We start from the raw sequence: 19,631 nt of genomic DNA on the forward strand, positions 1-19,631 counted from the left end.
TCATTAATGCAAGTCAAGAAAGATTCGGTTGAAAAAGCGATCCTCTTCGCTGCCACACGGGCCTTCGCGAGCGTAGGCTATCGGCGGGCGTCGCTCAGGAGGATTGCCGGCGGAGCGGGGACGACCATTGGTAACCTCTACCATTACTTCGAGAACAAGGAGGCGCTCTTCGACGCTTGTGTACTTCCGTTGATAAAGCGGATCGATGTGCTGCTCACAACGCATCATGCCCTCGATCCGCTACCGGAAGGGATGAACCTCAGTGCATGGCTGACGGATTTCTTTTCATCGCTCGATAGCGAGACCATCGAGCAGACGCGGGTGCTTCTCATGGAAGACCCACCACCGCCCCTCGACCGCCACAGGCGAAAGCTCGAGCAGATGCTCGTTTCGCACCTGCTCGAGGACCACGGGATCGGCGGCGATCTGGTGGGAAGGACCTTGTTGGCGGCCTTCCTATCGGGATTAAGCACATTGCTCGGGGCGACGGAAGACCCCGGTGAACGCGCTCGTGCCATGACTGGACTCGTGATGTTGTACATCGCCGGCATGCCGGGTGTAGGTGGAGAGGGGGAGGAAAGGTGATGGAGACGGTGATCGAAAGTAGGGAGCTGACCTTTGCCTACGGAAAACTTCCCGTTTTAAAGGGATTGAGTTTTCAAGTGAGCCGCGGGGAGATCTTGGGTCTGCTCGGACCCAGTGGGGCGGGTAAGAGCACGGCCACGCACCTCATGACGGGGCTCTTGGACGGATACAGCGGGAAACTGCGGGTTTTGGGACAGGACCCGGCGGAGCGCGGAAAAGCCTTCTACCGTCGCCTGGGTATTGCCCACGAGGTGCCCCGTTTGTACACGCGCCTGACAGGGCGCGAGAACTTGCGCTTGGCCCTGGACCTCCACGGAACCGAGGCTCCCATCGACACTGAAATGAGGGCCCTCGGCCTCGAAGCGGCGATCGACCAGCGCGTTGCTACCTATTCTAAGGGCATGCGGCAGCGACTCGAGGTGATCCGCGCCTTCCTCCACAGACCGGAGCTGGTCTTTCTCGATGAGCCGACCTCGGGACTCGATCCGTCGCTCAAGCGGACGGTGGTCCGCTACATTGAGCAGAAAAGGGGCGAGGGTGCCTCGATCTTGCTCGCCACCCACGACATGACCGTGGCCGAAACACTCTGCGATCGGGTGGCCCTGCTCGATCAGGGGATGATCCGAGCGCTGGACGCGCCCGCCGCGCTCAGGAGCGCCATGGGTTCGCTCAGGTGCTCGGTGGTCGCGCGTGTCGATGGTGCGGTGGAGCGACACGATTTTCCCTTGCAAGGGCTCGAGAGAAACGAGGCTTTTCTACGGTGCCTGACGGGCGAGATCCTTTCCATGCACACTTCGGAACCCACGCTGGACGATGTCTTCGTGGCCGTGACCGAGAAATCCGGTGAGCGCTGATGAAGGGCGTTATCTGGGAATTACGGATGCTCGTGCGTTATCAAATCGTCATGCTCTATGTCGTGCTGACGGTGATCTACGGTTTCCTTCTCTCCTTTTTGGACGTTTCTACGCGCGTATGGTTGTACCCGCTGCTACTCTTTACTGACACCTCGGTCATCGGAATCTTTTTCACGGGTGGCCTCTTCTACTTCGAGCGGACGGAGGGGACCCTTCTCTACCGTCTGCAAACACCGGTGAGCGCCACTCAAAGCTTGTTCGATCGGTCGGCGGCCTTTGGGATCGTGAGTACGATCAGCGGTACGGGTATTGCCCTCATCGGTGGCGTCGCCTGCCGTTGGTACCTGGTCCTGCCCGTACTTTTCATCGGTGCTTACGGTTTTACCTTGGTCGGTTCCTATTTCGCCTTGAAGAACCGGACCATCGCCGCTTATTTTTTCTCCACGCTGGGCTTCGCACTGGTTCTCTTCTCGCCTGTCTTTCCTGCCGTGGGATGGGTGCCGGACACCTGGTTTCGTTTTCTACCGACCCATTGGTTGCTGGTGCTTTTCGAGGCGGCGGTGGCGGACGCTTTGCCGGGGACGACCAGTGTGGTCTTTGGTCTGGCGTACGTGGTAATGGCTATACTGGTCCTACAGCCCTGGGTGGCCGGGAAGTATCCTCCGCTCGTCGTGCGGGGGGAGGTGAAAGATAGATGATCCGTCTCTTGCGTTATGAAGTCCGCGCCCTCTCGAGGGATCGTCTGCTCCTTCCGATGTTGGTCCTGCCCATCGGTATTTTCTATTTCGTGCCCCTTTTATTGGACTTTGTCCCTCAGCTGCTACCGAGGTCTTACCGCTGGTTGTGGGTACGGCCCGCGCTCGATCTGTGGTTCGCCTTCACGCCGGCCTACCTGATGGCCTTCGTCGCCGGTTTTTCGATCCTGGCGGATCAGGACGATGGCGTGATCGGCTATTTGAGGGGGACGCCGCTGGGCACTGGCACCTACGTGTTCATGAAAACACTGCTGCCCATGGCGCTGGCGTTTGTCTACACCGGATGGACGGTTTCCGGTTGGTTGGCACCTGGGGCGCCTATGACGTTACTCATCAGTCTCGGGTACCTGCTGTCGGCTTATCTCTTCACGCTTCTCCTGTGGCGCCTCTCGCCGGATCAGGTGAGAGGGCTTGTGGTGGCCAAGGGCTTGGGTTTTCTGTGGCTGCTCCCCATGCTCCACGTGTACCTTCCATCTCCCTATCATCATTTGGCCAAGATCGTGCCCATGGGCTGGTCGATGGCCGGCGTTCTGACCGGCGATCGTTGGATGGGCCTGGTGGGTATGCTGCAGGCGGCTGTCTATCTCGCGCTCCTTTTCCGATGGCGACGTGACAAACCCTGATCTCTGCGGTATACTGTACTTTGATGAAAAGAGGAGGTGAGGTAGTTTGAGCATAACGAATGAAAATGCGCGGTTGACGCAAATGGTTTCGGCCAGCGGATGAGCCGCCAAAATCGGTCCTGAGACCCTGATGCAGGTTCTGCATCAGCTACCCAAGTTTCAAGATGATCGGCTGATGGTCGGTCTCGATACTGCGGATGACGCCGCGGTGGTGAAGCTCACCGATGAAATTGCTGTGATTCAGACGGTGGACTTCTTCACCCCCATCGTGGACGATCCCTACGACTTCGGTCGGATCGCTGCGGCCAATAGCCTCAGCGATATCTACGCCATGGGGGGCGACCCGCTACTGGCGTTGAACCTCGTGGGCTTTCCCTCGTCGCTGTGTGCCGACATGCTCGGCGACATCCTGAGGGGCGGTGCCGACGTGGTCATGAGGGCGGGAGCCGTGATCGCCGGAGGGCACTCTGTCGATGATAAGGAACCCAAATACGGGATGAGCGTCATGGGCCTCGTCCACCCTGATCGCGTGGTGACCAATGCTGCGGCGAGACCCTCGGACGTTCTGGTGCTCACCAAGCCCCTGGGGACAGGGATTCTGAACACGGCGATCAAGCGGGGACTTATGGATGAAAGTGAAGTTCGCGCGCTCGTGGAGATCATGGTGACGCTCAATGACGTGGCCAAAGAGGCCATGACCAAGGGCGGTGTGAGGGCCGCCACCGATGTAACGGGCTTCGGCCTGATCGGTCACGCCTACGAGATGGCAAAGGCGAGTGGAGTGACCTTGGAGATCGACCATAGCCAGATCCCGCTGATGCCCAGGGTCGTGGCCTTGGCCGAGCAGGGGGTCGGTCCCGGTGGGACCGGGCGTAACAAAGCCTACGCCGGGAAGTATCTTACCGTTGAAGACCATGTTCCCGAGGTCTATTCGGATATTCTGTTCGATCCCCAGACGTCGGGCGGCCTCTTAATGGCCGTGCCAGAGGAATCGCTCGCAACGGTACTGGAGGAACTCGAGAAGAATCTCACGACGGCTTACGCGGTCATCGGTCGCGTGGTTCCATCGGAAGAGAGAGCCATTCGATTGAAATGATTCAAAAATGAAAAGAAGGACCCGGCGGGTCCTTCTTTATCGTTAAAATGGAATGTTTTTACTCTGGGTCGTAATCTTCTGTGATTACTGTGGATTTGCCCGCTTCGTAGTTCTTGAGCATCGTGGCAATCACGGGACTCAAGGCCACAAGGGCGATCAAGTTGGGGATGGCCATGAGACCGTTGAAGGTATCGGAAATGGCCCAAACGACATCGAGCTTGGAGATGGCGCCGACGAAAATCAGACCTACGTATACGATTTTGTAGTATTTGACGGCATCGACGTTCGTGATGTACTCGAAACACTTGGAGCCGTAGTAGTACCATCCGAGAATCGTACTGAAGGCAAAGAAAACGAGACCGAAGGAAACGATGATGTCACCGAATCCAGGAAGACCCTGGTTGAAGGCCCGTGTCGTGAGGGCGGCACCGGATAGACCGTCTTTCACGACCATAAGGCCGGAAGCATCGATCGTGACGATGTCACTGATAAGGATGACAAGAGCCGTCATCGTACAAATGACGAGTGTATCGATAAAGGAACCGAGTGAACCGATGATACCCTGTTTAACGGGATCGTTGTTCTTGCTGGCTGCGTGGGCGATGGGTGCAGAACCCAGGCCGGCTTCGTTGGAGAAGACACCTCGGGCCACACCAAAGCGGATGACTGTACCGAGCAGACCGCCGCCAACGGCTCTTGCGTTGAAGGCATTATCGAAGATCATGGCAAAGGCTTTGGGTAGGAAAGATAGGTTGGAAAAGATAATGATGAGCGAACCGATGATATAGATCACAGCCATGAAGGGAACGATTTTTTCCGTCACGCGACCGATGCTCTTGATACCACCGATGATCACGGCGCCGGCAGCGACCGTGATGACAAGACCTGTGATCACGGGTGATACCTGGATGCTCGTTTCGATACTAGCGGCTACAGAATTAGATTGTACCATGTTACCGATTCCGAATGAGGCCACGAAACCGAAGAAAGCGAAGGCCCAACCGAGCCATGCCCAGTTGCCACCGTACTTCTCTTTCATACCATTCTTGATGTAGTACATGGGTCCGCCGGACTTCTCACCTTTCTCATTGGTGATCCTGTACTTTACAGCGAGCAATGCTTCACCGAATTTCGTAGCTCCGCCGAAGACGGCTGTCACCCACATCCAGAAAACTGCACCGGGGCCACCGGCCGCGATTGCAGCGGCTACACCGGCGATATTTCCGGTGCCGATGGTGGCAGCGAGTGATGTCATGAGCGCCTGGAATGGTGTGATGTCTCCATCGCCTTCAGTGTCTTTAGAAAAGAGCAGTTTGAAGGCGAATCCGAGTTTTCTCAGCTGTACCATCCGGGTGACGAAAGTCAACAGGATACCGGTACCTACTAAGAAGAAAATCATGATTCCGCCCCATGCGAAGCTGTTGATCGATCCGATGATGTCCATCAATGATGCCATAAATAGAAACCCTCCTTTAAGATAGATAAATGCGACCGTTTTCTCGTTTTACTTTAGAATTTATTAAGAAAACGGAATAATTACATTTATTATAAATAAGTATTTGTAATAATTCAACATAAATCAGAAATGCCCTATGTTATAATGAAGGAAATGAACAGACGGACAGGTGATAAAAATGACAGAATTTCGGGCGATCCCGCCGATGGATCGAATTCTAAATAATGAGATAATTAATTACTTCACAAAGTCGTTGGGGCGCGAGCAGACCAAAAAGATCTGCCGCGACCTTCTAGACGACTACCGGAAGGGTCTCGCCAGCGGCCATGCAGAACCCATGGCAGACCAGGACCTGATCGCGTGGCTCGCGAAGGGGCTCAAAGATCACGGCAAGTCCAATCTCCAGCGTGTGATCAATGCCACGGGTGTGATCGTGCACACGAATCTCGGACGCGCGCCCATTTCGGACGCCGCGATCGAACGGATCCGGGAAACAGCAGGGCGCTACAGTACCCTAGAGTACAATCTGGAAAAAGGGCGACGGGGGCGACGCGACGATTTGGTCACGCGGGATCTCTGTAGACTCACTGGCGCAGAGGCTGCCCTCGTGGTAAACAATAACGCGGCGGCCGTCTTCTTCCTGCTCAAGGTTCTGGCCGAAGAACGCGAGGTCATCTTGAGCCGTGGGGAGCTGGTGGAAATCGGCGGTTCCTTTCGAATCCCCGATGTCATGCGTATGGCCGGCACGAGCTTGGTAGAGGTCGGGACCACAAACAAGACCCACCTGAGCGATTACCGCGAGGCCATCGGCGAAAAGACAGCCTTAATCATGAAGGTGCACCCCTCGAATTTTATCCTGACGGGCTTTACCAAAAGTGTTCCCCTGACAGAACTCCGCTCGCTTTGCGACGAAAGAGACCTGATCTTGGTGGATGATCTCGGTAGCGGGAATTTCACGGCCTTGCACGATGAGGAGACGGTGAAAAGCCGCGTCGACGCGGGTGCCGACCTGGTGACCTTTAGCGGAGACAAACTGCTCGGGGCTTCTCAGGCGGGAATCATCGTGGGAAAGGCCGCGCTGATCGAAGGGTTGAAGCGGCATCCGCTCTACAGGGCCCTGCGCGTGGACAAATTAACCTTTGCGATTTTGGAAGTGAGTCTTCAGGCTTATCTGGCCGAGAGAGAAGAGGAGATCCCGATCCACGCTATGGCGGCAAAGTCCCTCGAATCGCTCTCGGCCCGCGCCGAGGCCATCTGCAGGATCATCGATCATCCCGCCCTTTCGGAAGGTGCGATGGAGGCCAAGATGGGCGGGGGATCTTTACCCGGTAAAACCATCGCATCCCACGGATTGGTTCTCGATGGGGAGTGTATCGATACCCTAGCACTCGAGAAACGACTGAGGGAGCAGGCACTACCGATTATCGCGCGATTGTCCGATGGGAACCTCCTTTTCGACCTGCGCACGGTTTTCGAGGACGAGGACGCCTTGCTTGTCGACACACTCGGGCGACTGCTGGAGGAGGCACCGCGATGATCATTGGGACAGCAGGTCACATCGACCACGGGAAGACGACACTAATCGGTGCCCTGACGGGCATCGATACGGACCGGCTCAAAGAGGAAAAACAGCGTGGCATTACGATCGAACTGGGTTTTGCCCATCTCGATCTCGAGGGCGTGGGACGCATCGGGATCGTCGATGTACCGGGGCATGAAAAATTTGTCAAGCATATGGTGGCCGGTATTTCCGCTGTTGACCTGGTGCTCTTCGTGGTGGCCGCTGACGAGGGCATGATGCCCCAGAGCTACGAGCACCTGATGATTCTAAACGACCTCGGTATCGACCGGGGGATCTTTCTTCTCACGAAGGCCGATGCCGCGGATGACGAGATGATCGAGCTCGTCACGATGCAGGTGGAGGAGGCCAAATCGACCACTTCGCTGAAAAACGCCCCCATCCTCACGGTGGATAGTCTGAGCGGATACGGTCTCGAGGAGCTGAAGCGTAGGATCGGAGAAATGACCGAGCCGCGCGATCGCTCGTCGGGTCCCTTTCGACTGCATATCGACCGCGTCTTCACCCTCCAGGGAATGGGCCGCGTGATCACGGGAACCGCTCTCACGGGTAGCGTGAGACCCGAGGACACCCTTACCCTGTACCCCCCGATGAAGAAGGTCCGCGTGCGTTCGGTCCAAGAGCACGGACGGGACGTGGCGGTGGCCACGGGCGGGCACCGTGTGGCCCTTGCTCTCACGGGTGAGGGGTCCAAAGAGCTCGAGCGCGGCCAAGTGCTCAGTTCGCTCGACACACTGGCCCTGTCGGAAGCAGCAGATTGTACGGTCGGTTTTCACGGGGGTTTTGATTTTTCCCTAAAATCCGGCGATCCGCTGCGCGTGAGCGTGGGAACGCTCGAGGTCATGGCTCGGATTTACCTCTATGGACGCGATACCTTGCGCCCTGGGGAAGAGGGATTCTGCCAGCTACGCTTCGCAGAACCGATCCTCCTGTTCCCGATGGAGCAGTTGATCTTGCGTCGTTACTCGCCCGTGACCACCATCGGTGCCGGTCGGGTGCTGCTCCCAACGGCTCCGAAACACAGACGGTACGATTGGAAGCATATGGAGCGTATGGAAAGGCTGGTGAGCGGTGATAATCGGTGCATTCTCCTGGGAGCCCTGGCTCAGGTGGAGCCTTTGAAGCAGCCGGAGGACTTGGTCAAACCCACGGCCATGGAGAAGGAGCAGATCGACGACCTGCTCCATACCCTTGTGGTGGAGGAGAGTGTCCTGCAGATCGCGGGCTACTACGTACGCGCAGAAGGGCTCGTGGAACAGGCTCAACATTTGGTCGATCGTCTCGAGCGTGAGCTCAAGCGAGAACCCCTGCGGATGGGCGTCCTGCCCCTTTCTCTGTATACGGCATATTTCAGTCGTTGGGAAAAAACGTATTTCGATACGCTACTCGCTCGGCTGATCGATGAGGGAAAGATTAGACGGCTTAAAAAGCGCGTGACGCTCCCGGATCACCGACCCGCCTATACGGACCGGCAGGTGAAAGAGCGGGAAACCTTGGTCGCGTACTATAGGGAAGCGGGTAAGACGCCGCAGTCGATCAACGGATTGATCGATATCCTGCACTTGACAACTCACCATGGGGTGATCCTCGAGAATCTCGTTGAAACGGGCGATCTGGTAGCGATCGATGAGGTGCTTTATATGGACAGTGCTACCCATGGCTTGATACAATCAGAATTGATACGGGCGTTTCAGGAGAAGGATGCCCTGAGCCTCGGGGAGGCGAAAGAAAAGATGGGTACCTCGAGAAAGGTAACCATCGCGCTGCTCGAGCATTTTGACACCCTCGGCCTTACCGTGAGGGATGGTGGCGAACGACGACTGAATAAAAAATGGAGTGATACGTAATGGCTAGAAAAATTTTAATCGTAGACGATGAACCGATGCTCCTCAAGGGTCTCACCTTCACCCTAGATCAAGATGGCTTTGAGGTGGATACCGCGGAAGATGGTCGCGAGGCACTGGATAAAGCGCTCAAGAAGGCCTACGATCTGATCATCCTGGATCTCATGCTGCCGGAGATCGACGGGCTAGAGGTTTGCAAGAAGATCCGGGAGAAAAGTATGGTGCCGATTATCATGTTGACCGCAAAGGGGGATGACTCCTCTAAGGTCCTCGGCCTCGAGTACGGTGCCGATGATTATCTCACGAAACCCTTCAATATGCTTGAGCTCAAAGCCCGCATCAAGGCGCTCTTTCGCAGGGTCGATGTGGAGGTACCCAGGGAGACCGGTCATGTGATCGATCTTGGGGCTTTCACCGTGAATACCCTGGGGCGCAAGGTGGAGAAAGGGGACAAGAGCATAGGCCTAACGGCCAAGGAGTTTGATCTCTTGCTGCTCCTCGTCTCGAGTCCAGGTCACGTGTACTCTCGAGAGGAGCTGCTCGAAAAGATCTGGGGATACGAGTACTTTGGCGACGTACGGACGGTGGACGTCCATATCCGACGCCTCCGAGAGAAGATCGAGGAAACATCCTCGCAGCCCGAGTTCATCATGACCAAATGGGGTGTCGGCTATTATTTCAAGGGGGAGTAAACGGTTCATATCGATACGGTGGAAACTGGTCATCACCTATCTGATTTTGATCCTGGCGATACTGCTGTTGGTCTTCGCCTTTATTTACCGCACCATGGTGGACCAGGGGATCGAGGAGAAGCAGGAGAATCTGCTCACCCAAACCAATATCTTCGCCAACCAACTGGTTCCTTTCTACGAGGGACTGGACAACGTGAACACCCGTGATTACGCTGAAGGGATGATCAAGGATTTCAGCCTTGAGATCGCCTCGCGCGTGATACTGATCGATGAGGCGGGGATGGTGATGATCGATGCCCACGAGGATCTCGAGGGGATCGATTTTTCCCATATCAAGGAGGTACAGGAGGCTCTGTCCTTCGACAACAGCGCCAAGTTGTATCAGTCGGAAGACAGCGGCTACCTCATGTACGTGGCGGTACCCGTGGTCTCAGGTGGAGACGGACACGGGGTGCTCTTTGTTTCTTCTGATGCCAATGATCTCTACCAACGGATCCATCTCCTTTTCGCCCGGCTCGGTTACCTGGCAATCGTAGCGGTGGCGGTGGCCGGGATCTTGTCCTACATTTTCGCAAAATTTTTGGCGGACCCCATCAGCCACTTGACCGAGAGCGTCAAGGCCATTACGCTCGGGAAACATAACATCAGTGTATCCGTGGCCGGGAACGATGAACTGTCCAATCTGGGGGCGGCCTTTAACTTGATGGCCCGCCGGCTTGACCAGGTGGACCAGACGCGCAAACGCTTCGTTTCTAACGTCAGTCATGAGCTCAGGACGCCGCTCGCCAGCATGAAGATCCTTTCGGAGTCGCTCCTCGGACAGGAACACTGGGAAGAAGAGATCTACCGGGAGTTCATGACAGATATCAGTGGCGAAGTGGACAGACTCGACCAGATTATCGAGAGCCTACTGTACCTATCTGAGATCGAGAAGGAAGAGCTGGAGCTCGACTACAGTGTTACCTACGTGAACTACTTGATCGAGCGGGTGATGAAAACACTCCGCCCTCTGGCCGATAAGAAGCAACAGCAGCTCACCTTTGAAAACGCCAAGCGTATACAGATCGAGCTGGATCAGGCTAAGATCCAACAGGCGCTGATCAACATCATCGGAAACGCGATCAAGTACACACCCGAGGGAGGGCGGATTACCGTGAGCCTCTACGAAGAGAGGGAACACATTCGTATCGATGTGGCCGATACCGGTCTCGGGATTCCCGAGAAGGATCTGGAGTTCATCTTCGATCGTTTCTACCGGATCGACGAGGCGAGAAATCGGAAGACGGGAGGCACGGGACTCGGGCTATCCATTTCCGATCAGATCGTGAAGTTACACCAGGGCGAAATCCGCGTGATTTCAGAAATCGGCAGGGGGTCGGTCTTCTCGATCCTCTTACCGGCGAACAAACTGTTCGGGGGGCAATGATATGCGTTCACTGAAATGGCGATTCTTGCTTCTGTTCATCGTGTTGTCGGCCGCTGCCTTCTACTATTTTGATCACGAGGTGCCGCAGGTGCAGGGGGCGGCCCTGATCTCCCCCACGAAAGAAACCATCAATCTCAAGACGCGACTTTATTTTGTCGATGGGGACAAACTGAAGTTTGAAAATCGAACGGTCACCGTCCGCATCGGAGAGTTCGAGTCCGGCTTGATGGCGGCCTACCTCGCCGGACCGAAGACCACCAGCTACGGGAGTCTCTTTGGTACAGGTGTTCAGCTGAAGAGCGTGCACTATGCTGAGCACATCGGTTATGTGAACCTGTCTCGTGCCTTCCACGACCTCAATGCCACCGAAGAACAGATGACCCTGTACCTCTGGGGGATCGTCAACTCCCTTACGGAAATCGATCGCGTCTTCTCGGTCCAGTTTCTGGTGGAAGGGGAAAAAGTATCGGGTGAACTGAACGGGTACTCCCTCTCGGATCCGCTTCCGCGTCTCGATAGCTTGATCTACGTCCCCTCTATGAGTCCTGCCGATGTGGTGATCGCCTTCATTGAGGCGGTGAACGGTCGTCGGTATGACCTGGCCTACGAGATGCTTTCCGAGGATAGCCAGCGCGTTCTGGGCTTCGAGGAGTTCGAAATCTATATGGAGGGACACCACCGTACCTTCGATGGTTATGTGAAGGGACTCCACTTCACGCAGTTGTATCGCGGGGAGACCATTGTAAATGTTATTTACGAGAAGATTATCCAGGATGAGCTGGGTCAAGATGGGCAGATGGCCGATCGTTACCTGGTGATCGAAGAGAACAGGGAATGGAAGATCGATCTGCTGCAGAAGATACAAGACGAGGGGATGGCCGAAGAGGTCAACCTGCCTTAGATGGAGGTGCAGAGGATTTGAAGAGTACCGATACGTTGCTCGGCTACACACTGGCCGTGACGGAAACGACATTGAAGGAAGTGGCGGACCTCCTGCATGTGGACGTCTCCCTGATCAGCCGCTGGCAGCATGGCCAGCGGCGGCTGAAGACTTCTTCGGATTATGCGGAAAAACTGGCTTGCTTACTACAGGAACGCGATGCCAGGCTTTTGACGCACCCGGTGACCCGCGCCCTCGATCGCCTGAGCGGTCAAGCGGATGTCTCCGATGCAGACCAGTGGCGCGCGGTGCTCAAGGAGAACTTCCAGAGCCCTTTCACCTCAGAACCTATCCCGCTGATGCATCACGCGCATTTTCGACACCTGTTGGAAGAACCTGTCTTCAGGGGACGTGGTGTCGCTGCCCAGCGGGAGGCGCTCATTCACTTTACCACGCACCTGACCGTGACGCGACGATCGGCACCACTGCAGATCATCAGCGATACCTACCTTGAGGAGTTGCGCAGACCCGGACTTGATCCAGCGGAGCGCCAGCGCGAGCTCCTGAGCTTCGTTTCGAAGGGCGAAGTAGAGGTCGTTCTGACCAATACGGAGGACCCCGTTCGATTGACCGGAGCGATAGACTTTCTACTCCCCCTGATGATTGCACGGCGGTTCAAGTTGTTTGTGGCGCCGGGTAGAACCTGTGATGTGTTTCACGGGACCAAACTCTTGCTGAAGGGACGACAGGCCCTGGAGTTGATCGAGGAGGAGGCCTGCCTAAAACTCGGACAAGCGGCCCTGGTTTCCGAGACCCGGTGGTTTGATCGTGTCTTCGCCTCTGCCGACGAGATCATCCGACGTTTGGAGCGGGATGGCTTAAAATACCTTTCGAAGAAAATTCTCGAGCGAGGGCAGCGGGAAGAGAGTGCCTACTTTTACGCGCCCGAGCCCTTTTTCAGTTCGATGTCCCGAGCCCTGTTGGAAGAGGTCTTGGTGACCAATGAGATCGAAGCGCCCTTACAGGAGGAGGTCCTGGGCCAGCACAGGCGTCTAACCGAAAATTTCGAACAGAACGTGCCGACTGTGAGCAACATCCACGTGTATGACTTCGATCAGTTGCGACACCGCTACCGGTCCGAGCAGATCAAGCAGGAAATCCTGAGCCTTCTGGTGGATCGCCCGATCTACCTATCTCGCGACCAGATGAAACGCCACCTGCAGGAGACGATGGACCGTGTGGAGCGTTTCGAGAACCACCGGTTGGCCGTCAGTCACGACCAGCAGTTTCTGCCCCTCAACCTTTGGGTGAAGGACCATCGGTTTGCCGTGCTCTACGATCTGGGCCAGCATGATATTTTCGCCACCTTCACCGACCCCATGATCGTGGAATGCCTCAAGCGTATCTTCATGAAGCGTTTCAACGAGTTGCCCTCCCTGTACCGTACGCCGGGACAGGTGCGTGAGCGGCTGAACCTGTTGTTGGATGAGAAGAGATGGTTATAATCGGGGAGCCCGCCAGGGGGCCCCTTTTTTTGTCAAACAACTGTCAAAGCGACAAGAGCATGACGTTTGCATGCCAAATGTCCCCGCGGCGAAGGATTGGTCCGCCGGCGGGGTAATAGTTGGGTAGTCAGTGGACTTATCGTAAGGGGAGGAGAAGAGATCATGAAGAGAAAGAGCATCACCGGGTTATTGATCATGCTGTTGATCGGGATGACATTTTCTACTGTCGGGACTTTTGCGGCGGATGAGGGTGCCTGGGTCCTCGTGGAGACGATCCATGAAGATTCACTGGAGAAGATCGTGGCCTACAACAAGAATTACGACGGTATTTACGAGCTGTCGGGACGTTATCAGCCAGGAGACTTTCTCATGACGCAGACCTATGTCGGTGAGGATAGCCCATCCAAGGGACTGCAGCACGGCGAGCACGCTTCTTATCAGGCGACCTACTCGGCACCGCCAGAAGTGTTGGTGCCAGGTGAAGAGCTGCACGTAGCGCTCCATTTTGAACCCCTGTCTGTGGATATGAACTACTACAACTTCGGCATGAGCACAAGAGCGCTTTTCGGCGGTAGTAACCTCGCGAATCGCGATGGCGATTACACCTTTAAGCTCGATAAGAAAGTTGGCCTAGAGCCCATCGAAGAGGATTTGTACTTGGAGATCCCGAGTAGCTGGGAGGGCGAAGAACGCAAGCTTCAACTGCAACTCAACAGTGGCTACGTGTCAATGAAGACGTGGTATGTCTATCGTTATCAAACCGCTCCGGTTGTTCCCGAACAACCGGAACCGGTTCAGGCTTCCGGCGAGATCACGCTTCGCCTCGGACAACCTCATATGATGGTCAACGGTATGACGAGGGAAGTAGATCCCGGTCGCGGTACGGCACCACAGCAGATCGGTGGCAGGACCATGATCCCGATTGCTGCTGTCGTGGAGGCCATGGGTGGCGAAATCGGCTGGGATGGTACCGAGAAGAAAATCACCATCGAGGCCAGGGGCAATCACGTCTCGATGTGGCTGGACCGGAAGGAAATCCAAGCTAACGGTACACAGCTTATGATGGATGTGGCACCAGTGGCACTCAATGGAAGGACCTTTGTTCCCGTTCGCTTTGCGGCTGAGAACCTAGGGGCCCAAGTTGGCTGGGATGGCGCAACGAACACGGTGACGATCCGTTATGGAGAGTAGGGGGGATTTTCCCTCCTTTTTCTTTTGCGTGGATTTCAGCTGTGGTAAGATGGTCTCAGACGATTGAGCATGCAGAGGAGGAAACAAGCGATGCATCCCACGAGAAAACCCTTGAGAGAACAACGCGGATTCAACTTACTGGTCTACAGTGTAACCCTTGTCCTGTCCCTGGTCTTTATCTTTTTTGCGAACCGTGCGCTGGCCGGTGAACTGGATCTATCGGCCAGTGTCGACCGCATGGATGTAGTGGTGGCCAGGATCACGGAGACAGAGACGGTGGAGGCAAGGGATCAAGCCTTCGAACAAGATGCAGAAGAAGCGATTCTTTTCACTGCTGAGGTCACCCGCGGAGGAAGAAAAGGTGAAGTGCTACGAGGTGTCCAGAGCTTCTCCAGTTTCGTGAGAGTCTTACCCGATGCTGTCGAGACGGGGGACAAGGTGCTGCTCTACCGTGTACCCCAGGAGCATTACGGCACGGAGTGGGTTTTCGCCGAGTACATTCGAACCGATGCCCTCTTGATCTTGGGAATCATTTTTGCAGCGCTTTTGCTCTTGTTCGGCCGCCTTCAGGGATTCCAGACCTTGGTCAGCCTTGTGCTCACGGTGATGGCCGTGTTCATGGTCTTTATTCCCGCCGTACTCGCAGGAAAGAACATCTACCTCTGGTCTGTGCTGATCTGCCTTTACATCACAGGGGTGACACTGGTGCTTGTGGGCGGAGCCAACAAGAAGACACTGGCTGCCATGACCGGATGCGTATCGGGGATCGCATTTGCCGCCCTCTTGGTCCTCATGATGGATGGCATCTTGCACCTGACCGGTGTGGTGAACGACGAGTCGGTGTATCTCACGATGCTCGACCCGGAGAACCCGATCGACCTGAAGGCGATTTTCTTCGGTGCGATCCTAATCGGTGCCATGGGGGCAATCATGGATGTGGCCATGTCCATTGCTTCCGCCTTGAAAGAACTGGCGGTGAGCGCTCGGGAGGTCACCTTCACAGGACTCGTGAGGTCCGGTCTGACCATCGGGCGCGATATCATGGGCACCATGGCCAACACCTTGGTACTTGCCTATATCGGCAGCTCGCTGGCCACCGTGCTTCTACTTGTGACCTACTTTCCCGATCCGGTTGACCTCTTGAATCAAGAGATGGTGGTCATCGAGATTCTGCAGGCGCTCATCGGCAGTTTCGCGATTCTATTCACCCTGCCGCTGACCGCTGTGGCCAGTGCCTTTTTCTATACCTACACCGAGGGCCGTTAGCTAAATCATCAAAGAGATAATCGAACAGGCGACTGTAGAGAAAAAAAGAAGGTCCCCTGTCTCCAACCAATTGGCTGGAGACAGGGGGCCTTGTCATTTTTTGTGGCGGGAGCACATGGGAATCGAACCCACCTGGGAAGAGCCTTCTCCCCACACCGGTTTTGAAGACCGGAGGCAACACCAGTCACCATCTACTCCCATGCTATAGCCTAAGTTTAACACATTCGGAGGATATGCAGAACCCCCGAATCTTAGAACCATTCCCTCGACCTGAAAAAGGTCAGCATACCCAGGGCAATGATCAAACAGGCGGCGACAAAGTAGTAGACGCCGTTGGGGTTAGCGAGCCCAGGGAAGTGGGCGAAGTTCATCCCGTAGAATCCCGCGAGAAAAGAGAGGGGGATGAAAATGGCCGAGAAGACCGTGAGGGTAGTCATCACGCGGTTCATATTGTTGTCTACATTGGATTGGTGCACTTCAAAGAGGTTGGAGATCACCTCGCGCTGGATGAGCAATTGATCGTAGATCTGCGAGAGGTGATCATTCACATCGTTGAAGTATTTTCGGACATCTTCCCCAATGTGCTCCACCTTACGAGAGGTCAATTTCATGAGGATCCCACGGAGGGGAGAACTGGCGGTCTTGATGAGCAGCAGCTCTTTTCGGATGGTGTAGAGGTCACCGATCATGGAGTCATCTTCGTCGATGACCGCTTCCTCTACCTGGTCCACCTGGCTTTCGAGCGCCGCTAAGACGTCGAAAAACTGATCGACCAGTCCATCGACCATGGCGTAGTAGAGGTAATCGACCCCGTGATTGCGCACTTCCCCCATGTTTTCCTCGAGGCGAAGCCGTAGCGGATCGAAGACGTCGCCTTGGGTCTCCTGGAAGGTCAGGAGCCAGTTATCCTTCAAGATCACAGAGAGGTGCTCTTTCAAGATCTTCTGATCGCGGTTGTAGACCATTTTGAAGATGCTGAAGAGGTAGTCAGGATGCACATCGAGCTTGGGACGGCTGCTCACGTGGACGATGTCCTCCAGTGTCATCTTGTCGATGTGAAATTGGTTGCCAAGGGTACGGAAGGTGGGGATATGGGTGAGACCATTGATGTTCAGCCAGTGGATCCCGGGCATATCAAAATCGACTTCATCAAGTGAATCCACGGTCCGTCTTTGCAAATCCCGATCATCATAGGATATCCACTCGATGGTGGTGGGTTCTTCGTCGTATTCACCGGTGTACACGAGGGTACCGGGTGGTAGGTTGATTTTTTTCTCCTGCGTCATAAGCGGGCTCCTCTCCTTTTCTGATTAAAATAAGTATAACACAAGAAAAAGAGACCGCCGGTGGCGATCTCAAGATTTCATCAGTCGCGCAGGAGTTGGTCGATCGGGTAGCCCTTCGCGGCGATCTGTCCATGGGTCAGGAGGTACTGGTCCAGTTCCGTGACAAGCCAAATACCATGTTCGGAAAGATAATACCCGTCGAGGGGCCCATCGGCTGAACGGCTCATGAGGACTTCTTCCACGAAGGTATCGGTCTCGATCTCCGTGCTACGGAGCACATCGGCGAGGGGAACCGCTTCTCCTGTTGAGAGGTCAAGGGTCATATGCTGTTGGTGGAACTGGTAGCCGCCGTTTTCATCCTGGTAACTCGAGCTGAGGGATAGGCTCAGGAAATCGTCGTTGGCAAACTGGACGTAACCGTTGATCGTCTGCTCGCTCCCACGGTCGATGATCAGGACGTCCATGACCGCATGGATCTTCTGGTTGATCTTCTCCATGATCGCCTCATCGGGCCATTCGTCCAGGATCATCCTACGGCTCTCCACTTCGCCCAGCGTGACCTCCACGGTCTTCAGCGAACCGGAGTGATCGAGGCCAAAGGGTCGATGACCCTGGATGATGTCCGAACTGCCCATGAAATCTTCATTCGCCAGTTGGCCGTCGAGTGCTTCGGCCAGTTCCGCGAGAGCGCTCAGCGGGTAGTTCTCCATGATGAAGGACAAGCGGGCTCGCTCCTCGGAATCAGGATCCATCATCAGCCCGATGGTCTCGCCCTCGGGTCCGACGAGCAAGGTGGCAATCTGGCGGTCGTACAACCTGCGCAGGTGATGGTGCAACACACCCTCGGGAACCCGGAGCAGGGCTTTCTCGGTGGTGATGGTATCCAGGATCAGGTTCTCATGGTCCACGGGATAGCCATAACCACGGTTTTGCACCTTGCTGTAAAGGCGGGTCAAAAGTTCGAGGTCCTCACCTCCGGTTCCCGCGATCTTCTGCAGACGGGACCAATCTGGCTCAAAGACAGGTGTTTCTTCGTAGCGAACGATGGTCAGGAGCGCGTCGTGAGCCGACCGGTAATCCAGACGCACGCTCTCGGGTTCGATCCGATCGATTCTCTCGGCATCCATGACTCCGCCCATGGTGTCGTTTAGGGCGAAGAGGTAATCGGTGCGATAGACCACCCGATTGAGCCGGTCGATCAACTGGCGTTGTTCGAGGAGGAGGGTGATGAGCGCATCATCCACTGTAGCGGAGGAAAGCTGCTCCTGCTGGCTCGTGAGAAATTGGCCGATGGCCGTGGCAGACGGTGTACCCTCCTTGAGATCTAACCAGGGACCATCGATTAAACGGGGTTCCTCTGTCTGCTCCATCTCCTGTGGCTCTTCTACCACAGGTTCCTCCACCGGTGGGACCTCAGGTTCGGGATCAACTGTTGGTTTCCCTGTCTCGGTACATCCTGTGATCAAGAGAAGTGCTAAGGAGCTGGTGATCAGCAGTCGGGTGTATTTTCTATGGGGCATGAGATCCATCCTTTCTGTTATATGCTCAATCTCCAAGTTAACACAATGCTGTGATTGAGCTGTGAACAGCTCAAGAGAGCCCGCACTCGTCATCGACACACTCGACCTCTATGGTGCAGTGGGTGATCGACTGCTCGGCGAGCGCTTCTCTGATCTGCGCTTTGATCCGGTCGCCGGTGGGCTTTTCACAGGATTCGATTACCACGTGTACCGAGAGCACATGGTGGTTGCTGTCAAGAGACCAGAGGTGCAAGTGATGGAAGGTCCTTACCCCGGGGATTTCCCGCAGCATCTTTTCGATCTGTTCTATAGAAAACGCCGGTGGCACCCCTTGCATGAAGAGATGGAAAACCTCTCGGCCGTTCTGATAGACACGGTGGAAGATCACCAGTGTGATCAAGATAGAGAAGAGGGGATCGAAAATGCCGGAACCCGTCCATTGGATCAGCAAACTGGAGACCAGAAGGGCGCCGGCACCGAAGAAGTCTTCCAGCAGATGCCAGGTGACCATCCGGTCGTTCAGTCCTTTACCCCGCGAGGTGCGGTAAGCTGCGAAACCATTGACGACCAGTGCCACCACCGCAAAACCAGTCATACCATAAGCGTTCGGATCTCCGGGTTCGAAGAGGCGGGGAATCGCCTCTGTCAGGACGAAAAGTCCCCCGGCGAAAAGCACAGCCCCCGTGATGGCGGCGGAGAGAAGGCGGTAGCGTCCGTAGCCGTAGGTGAATAGGGGATCTTCCGCACTGTCTGCCTTCCTTTCGAAAAATGCGGCCAGACCAAGGGAGAGGCTATCGCCAAAGTCATGGAGTGCATCAGAGTAGAGGGCGACGCTGGAAAAGAGTACACCTCCGATGAGTTCGGCGGTTGCGAATAGAAGATTTAAAACGAAGGCGACGAGAATCCCGTTCTTTTGTTCGTGGTTATGGTCGTGAGTGGGCATGGGGTCCTCCTTTATCGGTTCCTTTCGCATAAAGAGATACCCCTTTTCCGCAGTAGAAACCAGAGGACAACTTTTAAGCTATGCAATTTTATGCAATAATATACACAATGACAACGTTTTCACTGTATAA

17 protein-coding genes and 1 tRNA gene are annotated in these 19,631 nt (G+C 55.4%); 13 read left to right on the plus strand and 5 right to left on the minus strand.

All coding sequences use genetic code 11. From position 1 onward, the window contains the following. Window positions 1-6 precede the first annotated feature (6 nt). The 5 genes from ACULM0_RS13840 to selD all read left to right on the plus strand — a co-directional run bounded on the left by ACULM0_RS13840 (window position 7) and on the right by selD (window position 3,913). Entirely contained in the window at window positions 7-585 is a 579-nt protein-coding gene (locus ACULM0_RS13840; protein WP_463678128.1) for a TetR/AcrR family transcriptional regulator, read from the plus strand. Continuing rightward, on the plus strand, window positions 585-1,439 hold the full coding sequence (locus ACULM0_RS13845; RefSeq protein ID WP_463678129.1) for an ABC transporter ATP-binding protein: 855 nt from the start codon (window positions 585-587) through the stop codon (window positions 1,437-1,439). Before ACULM0_RS13840 ends, ACULM0_RS13845 begins: the two co-directional genes overlap by 1 nt. Further along, window positions 1,439-2,137, plus strand: a complete 699-nt coding sequence (locus tag ACULM0_RS13850; RefSeq protein ID WP_463678130.1) for a hypothetical protein — start codon at window positions 1,439-1,441, stop codon at window positions 2,135-2,137. The genes ACULM0_RS13845 and ACULM0_RS13850 overlap by 1 nt, the downstream gene beginning before the upstream one ends. Beyond that, window positions 2,134-2,817 (plus strand): hypothetical protein, encoded by a 684-nt coding sequence (locus ACULM0_RS13855; protein WP_463678131.1) that lies wholly within the window; start codon window positions 2,134-2,136, stop codon window positions 2,815-2,817. Before ACULM0_RS13850 ends, ACULM0_RS13855 begins: the two co-directional genes overlap by 4 nt. A gap of 82 nt (window positions 2,818-2,899) precedes the next feature. Further along, window positions 2,900-3,913, plus strand: a complete 1,014-nt coding sequence (gene selD / locus ACULM0_RS13860) for a selenide, water dikinase SelD (RefSeq protein WP_463679890.1) — start codon at window positions 2,900-2,902, stop codon at window positions 3,911-3,913. A 58-nt stretch (window positions 3,914-3,971) separates the two neighbouring features. Here selD and ACULM0_RS13865 read toward each other — a convergent pair whose 3' ends face one another. Beyond that, entirely contained in the window at window positions 3,972-5,369 is a 1,398-nt protein-coding gene (locus ACULM0_RS13865; protein WP_463678132.1) for an alanine/glycine:cation symporter family protein, read from the minus strand. A gap of 178 nt (window positions 5,370-5,547) precedes the next feature. On the opposite strand from ACULM0_RS13865, the gene selA reads away from it, so the two are divergent. The 8 genes from selA (at window position 5,548) to ACULM0_RS13905 (ending at window position 15,752) form a co-directional block, all read left to right on the plus strand. Further along, window positions 5,548-6,906, plus strand: coding sequence for an L-seryl-tRNA(Sec) selenium transferase (selA, locus tag ACULM0_RS13870; protein WP_463678133.1), 1,359 nt, complete (start codon window positions 5,548-5,550; stop codon window positions 6,904-6,906). Next, window positions 6,903-8,795 carry a selenocysteine-specific translation elongation factor gene (selB, locus tag ACULM0_RS13875; protein WP_463678134.1) on the plus strand — a complete coding sequence of 631 codons (1,893 nt, stop codon included), beginning with the start codon at window positions 6,903-6,905 and terminating at the stop codon, window positions 8,793-8,795. Before selA ends, selB begins: the two co-directional genes overlap by 4 nt. Beyond that, window positions 8,795-9,484 (plus strand): response regulator, encoded by a 690-nt coding sequence (locus tag ACULM0_RS13880; protein ID WP_463678135.1) that lies wholly within the window; start codon window positions 8,795-8,797, stop codon window positions 9,482-9,484. The genes selB and ACULM0_RS13880 overlap by 1 nt, the downstream gene beginning before the upstream one ends. Continuing rightward, window positions 9,456-10,910 (plus strand): sensor histidine kinase, encoded by a 1,455-nt coding sequence (locus ACULM0_RS13885; protein ID WP_463678136.1) that lies wholly within the window; start codon window positions 9,456-9,458, stop codon window positions 10,908-10,910. The genes ACULM0_RS13880 and ACULM0_RS13885 overlap by 29 nt, the downstream gene beginning before the upstream one ends. A gap of 1 nt (window position 10,911) precedes the next feature. Then, window positions 10,912-11,811 carry a GerMN domain-containing protein gene (locus ACULM0_RS13890; RefSeq protein ID WP_463678137.1) on the plus strand — a complete coding sequence of 300 codons (900 nt, stop codon included), beginning with the start codon at window positions 10,912-10,914 and terminating at the stop codon, window positions 11,809-11,811. Window positions 11,812-11,828: 17 nt separating this feature from the next. After that, window positions 11,829-13,295: a hypothetical protein gene (locus ACULM0_RS13895; protein ID WP_463678138.1), complete on the plus strand. Its 1,467-nt coding sequence runs from the start codon at window positions 11,829-11,831 to the stop codon at window positions 13,293-13,295. 162 nt (window positions 13,296-13,457) lie between these two features. Continuing rightward, window positions 13,458-14,486, plus strand: a complete 1,029-nt coding sequence (locus ACULM0_RS13900; protein ID WP_463678139.1) for a copper amine oxidase N-terminal domain-containing protein — start codon at window positions 13,458-13,460, stop codon at window positions 14,484-14,486. Between the two features lie 90 nt (window positions 14,487-14,576). Further along, window positions 14,577-15,752, plus strand: a complete 1,176-nt coding sequence (locus ACULM0_RS13905) for a YibE/F family protein (protein ID WP_463678140.1) — start codon at window positions 14,577-14,579, stop codon at window positions 15,750-15,752. Window positions 15,753-15,855: 103 nt separating this feature from the next. Here ACULM0_RS13905 and ACULM0_RS13910 read toward each other — a convergent pair. The 4 genes from ACULM0_RS13910 to ACULM0_RS13925 form a co-directional block, all read right to left on the minus strand. Then, window positions 15,856-15,951, minus strand: a tRNA-Sec gene (locus ACULM0_RS13910). Window positions 15,952-16,003: 52 nt separating this feature from the next. Beyond that, a complete protein-coding gene (gene corA, locus ACULM0_RS13915) occupies window positions 16,004-17,038 on the minus strand; it encodes a magnesium/cobalt transporter CorA (RefSeq protein WP_463678141.1) in 1,035 nt (344 codons plus the stop codon). Window positions 17,039-17,118: 80 nt separating this feature from the next. Continuing rightward, on the minus strand, window positions 17,119-18,558 hold the full coding sequence (locus ACULM0_RS13920) for a hypothetical protein (RefSeq protein ID WP_463678142.1): 1,440 nt from the start codon (window positions 18,556-18,558) through the stop codon (window positions 17,119-17,121). 70 nt (window positions 18,559-18,628) lie between these two features. Further along, window positions 18,629-19,501, minus strand: a complete 873-nt coding sequence (locus ACULM0_RS13925; protein WP_463678143.1) for a cation diffusion facilitator family transporter — start codon at window positions 19,499-19,501, stop codon at window positions 18,629-18,631. Window positions 19,502-19,631: the final 130 nt, after the last annotated feature.

The organism is Halotolerantifilum yawarlongkerapense, from assembly GCF_054506745.1.

What these genes read in the sequence shown, in the direction of transcription:
- ACULM0_RS13840 (WP_463678128.1), top strand. Translation starts at nt 7, where the DNA reads ATGCAAGTCAAGAAAGATTCGGTTGAAAAAGCGATCCTCTTCGCTGCC.
- ACULM0_RS13845 (WP_463678129.1), top strand. Translation starts at nt 585, where the DNA reads ATGGAGACGGTGATCGAAAGTAGGGAGCTGACCTTTGCCTACGGAAAA.
- ACULM0_RS13850 (WP_463678130.1), top strand. Translation starts at nt 1,439, where the DNA reads ATGAAGGGCGTTATCTGGGAATTACGGATGCTCGTGCGTTATCAAATC.
- ACULM0_RS13855 (WP_463678131.1), top strand. Translation starts at nt 2,134, where the DNA reads ATGATCCGTCTCTTGCGTTATGAAGTCCGCGCCCTCTCGAGGGATCGT.
- ACULM0_RS13865 (WP_463678132.1), bottom strand. Translation starts at nt 5,369, where the DNA reads ATGGCATCATTGATGGACATCATCGGATCGATCAACAGCTTCGCATGG.
- selA (WP_463678133.1), top strand. Translation starts at nt 5,548, where the DNA reads ATGACAGAATTTCGGGCGATCCCGCCGATGGATCGAATTCTAAATAAT.
- selB (WP_463678134.1), top strand. Translation starts at nt 6,903, where the DNA reads ATGATCATTGGGACAGCAGGTCACATCGACCACGGGAAGACGACACTA.
- ACULM0_RS13880 (WP_463678135.1), top strand. Translation starts at nt 8,795, where the DNA reads ATGGCTAGAAAAATTTTAATCGTAGACGATGAACCGATGCTCCTCAAG.
- ACULM0_RS13890 (WP_463678137.1), top strand. Translation starts at nt 10,912, where the DNA reads ATGCGTTCACTGAAATGGCGATTCTTGCTTCTGTTCATCGTGTTGTCG.
- ACULM0_RS13900 (WP_463678139.1), top strand. Translation starts at nt 13,458, where the DNA reads ATGAAGAGAAAGAGCATCACCGGGTTATTGATCATGCTGTTGATCGGG.
- ACULM0_RS13905 (WP_463678140.1), top strand. Translation starts at nt 14,577, where the DNA reads ATGCATCCCACGAGAAAACCCTTGAGAGAACAACGCGGATTCAACTTA.
- corA (WP_463678141.1), bottom strand. Translation starts at nt 17,038, where the DNA reads ATGACGCAGGAGAAAAAAATCAACCTACCACCCGGTACCCTCGTGTAC.
- ACULM0_RS13920 (WP_463678142.1), bottom strand. Translation starts at nt 18,558, where the DNA reads ATGCCCCATAGAAAATACACCCGACTGCTGATCACCAGCTCCTTAGCA.
- ACULM0_RS13925 (WP_463678143.1), bottom strand. Translation starts at nt 19,501, where the DNA reads ATGCCCACTCACGACCATAACCACGAACAAAAGAACGGGATTCTCGTC.